The 7082-nt window shown below is 30.3% G+C and carries 7 protein-coding genes; all 7 read left to right on the top strand.

The window, feature by feature from the left end:
* Positions 1-25: 25 nt before the first annotated feature.
* The 7 genes from ACP15M_RS14490 (at position 26) to ACP15M_RS14460 (ending at position 6090) form a co-directional block, all read left to right on the top strand.
* A complete protein-coding gene (locus tag ACP15M_RS14490) occupies positions 26-640 on the top strand; it encodes a CpXC domain-containing protein (RefSeq protein ID WP_425077917.1) in 615 nt (204 codons plus the stop codon).
* 158 nt (positions 641-798) lie between these two features.
* Positions 799-1209, top strand: coding sequence for a hypothetical protein (locus ACP15M_RS14485; RefSeq protein ID WP_425077916.1), 411 nt, complete (start codon positions 799-801; stop codon positions 1207-1209).
* Positions 1210-1396: 187 nt separating this feature from the next.
* Complete coding sequence (locus ACP15M_RS14480; protein ID WP_425077915.1) at positions 1397-1954, top strand: hypothetical protein; 558 nt, start codon at positions 1397-1399, stop codon at positions 1952-1954.
* A 204-nt stretch (positions 1955-2158) separates the two neighbouring features.
* Positions 2159-2575 carry a hypothetical protein gene (locus tag ACP15M_RS14475; protein WP_425077914.1) on the top strand — a complete coding sequence of 139 codons (417 nt, stop codon included), beginning with the start codon at positions 2159-2161 and terminating at the stop codon, positions 2573-2575.
* Positions 2576-2831: 256 nt separating this feature from the next.
* Positions 2832-4619, top strand: a complete 1788-nt coding sequence (locus ACP15M_RS14470) for a DUF6119 family protein (RefSeq protein ID WP_425077913.1) — start codon at positions 2832-2834, stop codon at positions 4617-4619.
* 189 nt (positions 4620-4808) lie between these two features.
* Positions 4809-5318 (top strand): hypothetical protein, encoded by a 510-nt coding sequence (locus ACP15M_RS14465; protein WP_425077912.1) that lies wholly within the window; start codon positions 4809-4811, stop codon positions 5316-5318.
* A 160-nt stretch (positions 5319-5478) separates the two neighbouring features.
* Positions 5479-6090 carry a hypothetical protein gene (locus tag ACP15M_RS14460; RefSeq protein WP_425077911.1) on the top strand — a complete coding sequence of 204 codons (612 nt, stop codon included), beginning with the start codon at positions 5479-5481 and terminating at the stop codon, positions 6088-6090.
* Positions 6091-7082: the final 992 nt, after the last annotated feature.

The following is a 7082-nucleotide window of genomic DNA, read 5'->3' as shown; positions in this document are numbered from 1 at the left end:
CGTTGTGCGTCATTAAAACCAATCTATGAGTTTAGAAAAACAAATAAAACATAATTGTCCTCATTGCAATACTGAACAAAATTTAATTATTTACAATTCAGTTAACGTAACTATTGAACCTAGTCTTAAAAGCAAAGTAATTAATGGCAAGCTGAATATTCAACAGTGTACAAATTGTAAAAAAGAAATTAACATAATAAGTGGGTTTTTATATCACGATATGGAAAACCAATTGATGCTCAACTTCAGTCCGGATTCAGATGCGGATCAAATATCAAAATCTGAGATGTTGAGTGAATTGAAAGAAAAAGGATATATATATCGTATTGTAGACTCTTATCCAGCATTAGTCGAAAAAATTAAACTTTTTGATTTAAAAATTAATGATAAAGTGGTTGAAAAGGTAAAATCAGAACTTTCATTGATGCTTAACTCTTCATTAAATGAAGTTGTTGGAAAAACTGATGAATCTGAAATAAATATTTTCTTTGATAAATATGATAAAGGATTATTCAAGAAAAAATTATCGTTTATTTTCTTTTTACATCCAAGTCAAATAATGAAAATAGATTACAATATAAAAAAATTGAGTAAGAAAGATAGAGCAAAAATATTCGATTTGGAAACATTAAGGAATTAAAACGAACGCACAACAACGTGTATAACTAATTGCTTGTTATTGCATACTCGGAAAATCCTACGGATTTTCCTCTGGTTTATTTTCTTTTTGTTAACTTAGTTCCAGCCAACGCAAATAGCCATACACAAACACGTTGTGCTTAATGTGCAAAACCGATAATGGAAGAGCTAAAGAATAAAATAAAGGAATTAATAATCGGATTTGAAAACGGAAAGAAAACCGCTGAAAAGACAGTAGAAAACATTAATGAATTATCATCTGTAAAAATAGATGTAGACTTTCTGAGAAATTATTGGAGAAGTTCTGACTTAGAAAGTTTTGTTGAATTATTATCAACACCTGAAATTGAAAACTGGACAGAAATTGATGATGAATATGCGGACAAATTAATTGCGGAAATTCTGAATAATTTGAGTAACGATGCATTGATTAACAGAAACTCAACAGCATTGGAAAAGCGATTCAAAAAATCGACTGGAACAATATCGGATTGGATTTTTTATGATGATATTACTGACCGAATAAAAATTCTGGAATTATTAAAAGCGAATACGACAATTCAACTCTAAGACTGACTGAATTGATTGTGAAACCTAAAAAAACACTAAGCACAACAACGTGTATAATTCATTGTTCAGTTTGTGTGTACTCGGAAAATTCCTGCGGAATTTTCCTCTGGTTCGGTTTATTTTTGCTAACTTAGTCATAGCCAACACAACGAAATCATACACAATCACGTTGTAAGTAATTTAAAGAATGACTTATCAAATAAGAGATATACTTTATTTTGAAGAAAAAGAATATAGATTAAACTGTTACATATTAGAACCTTATTTTTTCAGTAATCCAAAATTAAGACCTTATGGAAATGGAGGAACAGCATTACGCAGAGGATATATAGGGACTTTCACAATAATAGATGAAAAATTAACGGTAATTAATCTCGAAATTTTAAGTTCAGAGTTTGGCGATCTTGACATTAAATCTGTTTTCAAAAAAACTTTTAATGGAAATAAGATATGTGATTGGTATTCTGGACTAATTAGAATTGATGAAAACAAAGGACGGTTTAACGAAGAAAAAGAAGAATATATATTCGAGTATCTAGAGTTTTACAAAGGAACATTTATTGGAAAAAGAATCATGGATTATTATGAACTCCAAAATTTCAAAAGTAATCAGTACAAAAAATTTAAAGAAACTGTTGAGTTTAGAGAATTATACAATAGAATATCAAAAAGTAAAATTGGCGAATATGAAACGAATAAAATAATAATTGAAAATATATTAGAATTTATTCCAGAGGTATATTAAAAACTACTTACAACAACGTGTATGGTTTATAGCTCTAGTTGGTTAATAGTAAGAAAAAATCTAACGTAAAATTCACTATATTTAAAACTCGGAAAATTGTGCTGAAAAGCGCACGTTTTCCGCGGAAGACCAGCCGCACTCGTGCGCTGACATTTCGCAACAAACCATACACAAACACGTTACCTGTAAGCAGAGATCGATAATATGAAAAAATATTTAATTCTTATTCTAATAACCATTTCAATTAAAAGTTTTGCCTGCGATTGCGGAATAAAAAAACTCTCTGAAATGCAAAAAACCGAAATAATAAACTCGGAATGTATTTTTATTGGTGAAGTTATAGAAGTAAATGATTCAGATTTTACTTTTAAAATAAAAGTAACGGAATCACTAGATGGCGGAGATGCGATTGGAAATATTTATATTGGAAGAAACTGGAAAACTTGTAGTCCATATATTGATAAAAAAGGAAAATGGATTGTTTACGGAAATTTAGAAAATGGATTTTTAAGGTTAAATATGTGTGGAATAAGTAGAAGTTTTGATTATCCTATTGTGGACATGATAATTCCTCCTCCTTCAACAGAAAAAAACGAGTTGGAAAGAAAAAAAAGAATTTGAAAAATTTCAAGCAAAAAATATAAAGGTTGCGTTAAGAAAATTGGAATCAGAAATTACAGCTTTGCGAAAGAGAAGAGATAAGGAATAAAGCCAACAGGTAACAACGTGTATAATTCATTGTTCAGTTTGTGTGTACTCGGAAAATTCCTGCGGAATTTTCCTCTGATCTGGTTTCTTTTTGTTAACTTAGTCCTAGCCAACACAACGTAATCATACACAAACACGTTGGCAGCAATTTTGACCAAACCAAAAACCGATGATTGCAGGACAGACCAAATTCAATCTGAAAATCTTTCAAATCGATAAATCGTATTACGAATTTAAAGATGCGTCTGACAAAGAAATCATTGAAATAATCCAAAATAATCACGAAAAAAAGCTTAGGCATAAATTCGAAGACTTAGCTTTAATTAAACCCGAAGTAACATATCAAAAGGATGGAAAGTTCAAATTCTGGTCTTACTGCTATAATCAGCCAAAAGAAAAGTACTATTGGAAATTATTTCTGCCAGAGGACTTAACAGAAAATCAGAACTTTGAAATTATAGAATTTTCTTTTGTCCTTTTCATTAAATACAAATCCGAAATATATTGTGTGATTAGTGGAAGTGGAATGAGTGTAATTCGAAAATTTATAAACCCAAGTTTCGGTATTGACTTGTATCAAAGGATTGCAAAACCAAAAGAAGACATAATTCAGGAATTGGAAATCAGAGGAGTTGCTAACAATATTTCTCAAAAAAAGCAAATCTTCAATTTCAATCAGACAATTGCAGAGACTTTAGAATATTCTGAAGTTCCGACCAAAATAAAACTTCAAATTAGGGAAGAATTAAAACTAAATGAATTCAAAAAATATTCATTAAATGAAGATGTCGCCCTATTGGAAGTAGGTTCATATTTCAGTCTTAGAAAAAAACTAAACTTTGATGAACTAAAAATTTTAATCAAAGACATTCATAAGATTAGAAAGAATAACAAACCAGTTCAGCTCACCTTATTTTTCAAGATAAATGAACCTGAATTAGTAGATGAACTTGACGAAACCCTCAAAGAAATAATTGTTGACGACATTTTATTGCATAATACGCCTGATAAAGTAAAATTTAATCAAAGTGACGTAATAGAAGTTGTTCATCCATCTAAATTAGAATTGTTTTACGAGTGCAATAATTTTTTAATTCGGGCAAAATATTCAAGAGGCAAAACTGACGTTACAATCAAAAAAAGAGAAGATCTATATTATGAGTGCACAAAACATATATTCGACAATTTAGAGGACGTAAGAGATAGGTTTAAAATTAAAGTGCAATTATTCAAATTAAATATTGTTGGGCTTATAAATAAATCAGAGAAAACTTATGGTCATTTTTTCTCGCACATAACAGCAGAAATCGATTATATCGGTAAGAAATACTTTAAAATTGACGGTCATTGGTACTTACTTGATGATGATTTTTTAGAGTTAATGAATAATGACGCAAAAGAATTTTATACAAAATATAAATTGACCAAAGACCTTTTATTAAAATGGCCAAAAAAGAAAGATGAGGATTTTTATAACAAAAGCCACAATCATCTAAAAAATTATTTTGTCTTAGATAAAGTAATTAATGACAACATAGAATTATGTGACCTGATGGTAATTACAGATGAAAAGGTCTACTTCATTCACGTTAAGAATGGATTTAACACAAAGATGAGAGACCTATACATTCAAGTTGTCTTATCGGCTAAAAGGTTGTCAAATGATTTAAAGGACAATAAAAAAAGTACCTATTTAGAGAAAACATTAAAGCTTTACAACAAGCGAAATCCAGCTAAAAAAATAGATGTTAAGGAAATAATAGAGAGATTGAGAAAAGACCCTTCTCAAGCAAATTTTGTAATGGCGTTTAAAAACAATCATCACAAAGGAAAGCCGATTTTGGAAAGAATTGATTTATGCAAATCCAATATTGCAAAATATGCATTAGTTCAAGTCGTTAAAGAGATGCAACAATTTAAGTTTGGAATTGAATTGATTGACATATCAGACAGATAAAAAACTGCTGCCAACAACGTGTATAGTTCATTGCTCTGCAATGAACATCTATTAAAATCCTTACGTAAAATTCACTATATTTAAACAACGGAAAATTGTGCCAAAGGCGCACGTTTTCCATCGGAAAGCCAGCCGCACGCGTGTGCTGTCATTCCGCAACAAACCATACACAAACACGTTGCCCACAATATGAAAATCAAAAATCTAAAATATTTAATAGTCGGAATTTTATTTTTATTGGGCTACCGATTTTTTACTTATCCAAACTTTGAAAAAATAAGAATCGAATTGAGTGAAAAGTATTCTGACTCTGGAAACGGAACAGATGAGGATAAACTGACATATAAAACTGATGTTTTAAAAGAAAAAACAAACGGAATTGAATTCCCGAAAGCCAAATTGAATTCTGCTAAAGTTTATGGTAAATTCTTTTCAGCCGACCAAAAGTTGAATTCTACTCAAGCTAAAAAATTAACTGAAATATTAAACGATTCTTCATCTTATCGTTGGGGAGAAATCGGAACATTTATTAAACACAAAACGATTGTATTTTATGATTCCGATAAAAATATAATTGGAATTACTGAATTAGATTCTGATTTAAGGCAAACCTATTCAACGCCTTCAACAAAAACGATGAAATGGGGAAACTTATCAGACTATGGATTGAAAAAACTAAAAGAAATAATAACGAAATAAAAATACTGTGGGCAACAACGTGTATAATTCATTGTTCGGTTTGTGTGTACTCGGAAAATTCCTGCGGAATTTTCCTCTGGTTCGTTTTATTTTTGCTAACTTAGTCCTTGCCAACACAACGAAATCATACACAATCACGTTGTACGCAATTTGAGAAACGATGAGTAAAAAATCAATCTTGATTTCAGTCCTGATAATCGGAATCGGACTTTCACTCTGGAATTTTGGATTTTTCAGTCGATATAATTATTTGACTGCCAAAACGGACATTGCAAAAAATAATCCTCAAATCGTTTATGTTGGAGAGTCAATGCTAACACCATCGGATTTGAATAATGTGAGTAAAAAGTATGGTTTTGAAATCGTTGGTTTTGGTTGCATATTAAGCGTAGTAGAACAAAACGGAATTGAAATTTACAATTCCCAAATGGACAACTATTTGGACAAAATAAACGGAATTGGATGGAAATCTAAATACAAAAAAGAGATTGACTCACTTATGAAACTGACTAACATTCCAAAGACCGCATTTTGGATTGAAAAAAATGGAAGTGGATTTTGGTATAATGTGGATTTTATGCACAGTCATAAAAACAACGCAAGAATTTCGATTTTCGACAAATTTGGTGACCTAGTTGCCAAAGGAAAATTTATTTTAGTCTGTCCGACAGACGAAATTGAATTTATGGATGATTTAGAAAAGCAAATTGACTTTTATGATGGAGAGAATATTCAATTAAAAAGCAATTGTTACTTATTAAAAAGAAAATAAAAACTGCGTACAACAATGGCTATAATTCATTGCGGTTGAATTCCTTATCGGAATTCAACGCAATTTTGCTATCTTTCGGCTACGGCGGAAAGAATCCTGCGGATTTTTCCGCAACGAAATCATAGCCGAAACCGTTAGTAACAATAGCTCCGAAAATCGTAACTCCTAACATATAAAGTTTTTAAAATTTAAAATTATCGGATTTACTTACTCAAACTCGGAAATTTATCTTACATCAAAAAGAACTTAATTATTCATCTATTACTTTTATCATTAATAATATTGGAATTTTACTCTTGCGGATTTTTGAGCTCGTTTGTGGAAAAACTTCTACATCAAAAAATATTATATAAATCAAATATTATCTTAAAATCAAATTAATCAGAATCCTACTCTTTCGGAATTTCTTACTCAAAGGATAAATGCTACAAAGAGTTTTGCAAACACTTTTCGCTATCAATGGTAAAAGCAAAACTTGAGTTTAGCTTTTTTCTCTTTTCATTGTCCAATCTTTATCGCTTAACTGATTCTGATTACTCAATTGTGTCGCTACAGTAACTAACAGCGTGTATAATTCATTGTTCGGTTTATGTGTACTTGGAAAATTCCTGCGGAATTTTCCTCTGGTTCGTTTTATTTTTGCTAACTTAGTCCTAGCCAACACAACGTAATCATACACAATCACGTTACAACAAATTGCTCGGAAAATCATAACTCCCAACAAAATAGTTGTTTAAATATCAAAATTATCGGATTCTTACTCTTGTCGAATTTCTTTTACATCAAACAAAACCATATCAATCAAAAAATGTTTTAAAATTCAACATGAATGGAATCTCACTCTTGTGGATTCTTGAGCTTGTTTGCGGAATTAATCTTACATCAAAAAAAGTCTAACCAATTAAAAAATATTTTAAATTCGAAATAAATGGAATCTCACTCTTACGGAATTCAGCAAGTTTGCGGATTTGATTACTCAAACGCAAAATGCT

This window comes from Psychroserpens sp. S379A, from assembly GCF_049800755.1.
Classification (GTDB): Bacteria; Bacteroidota; Bacteroidia; order Flavobacteriales; family Flavobacteriaceae; genus Psychroserpens.
Note: the sequence above shows the minus strand (reverse complement) of the source record. Positions and strands in the feature narration are given on the sequence as shown.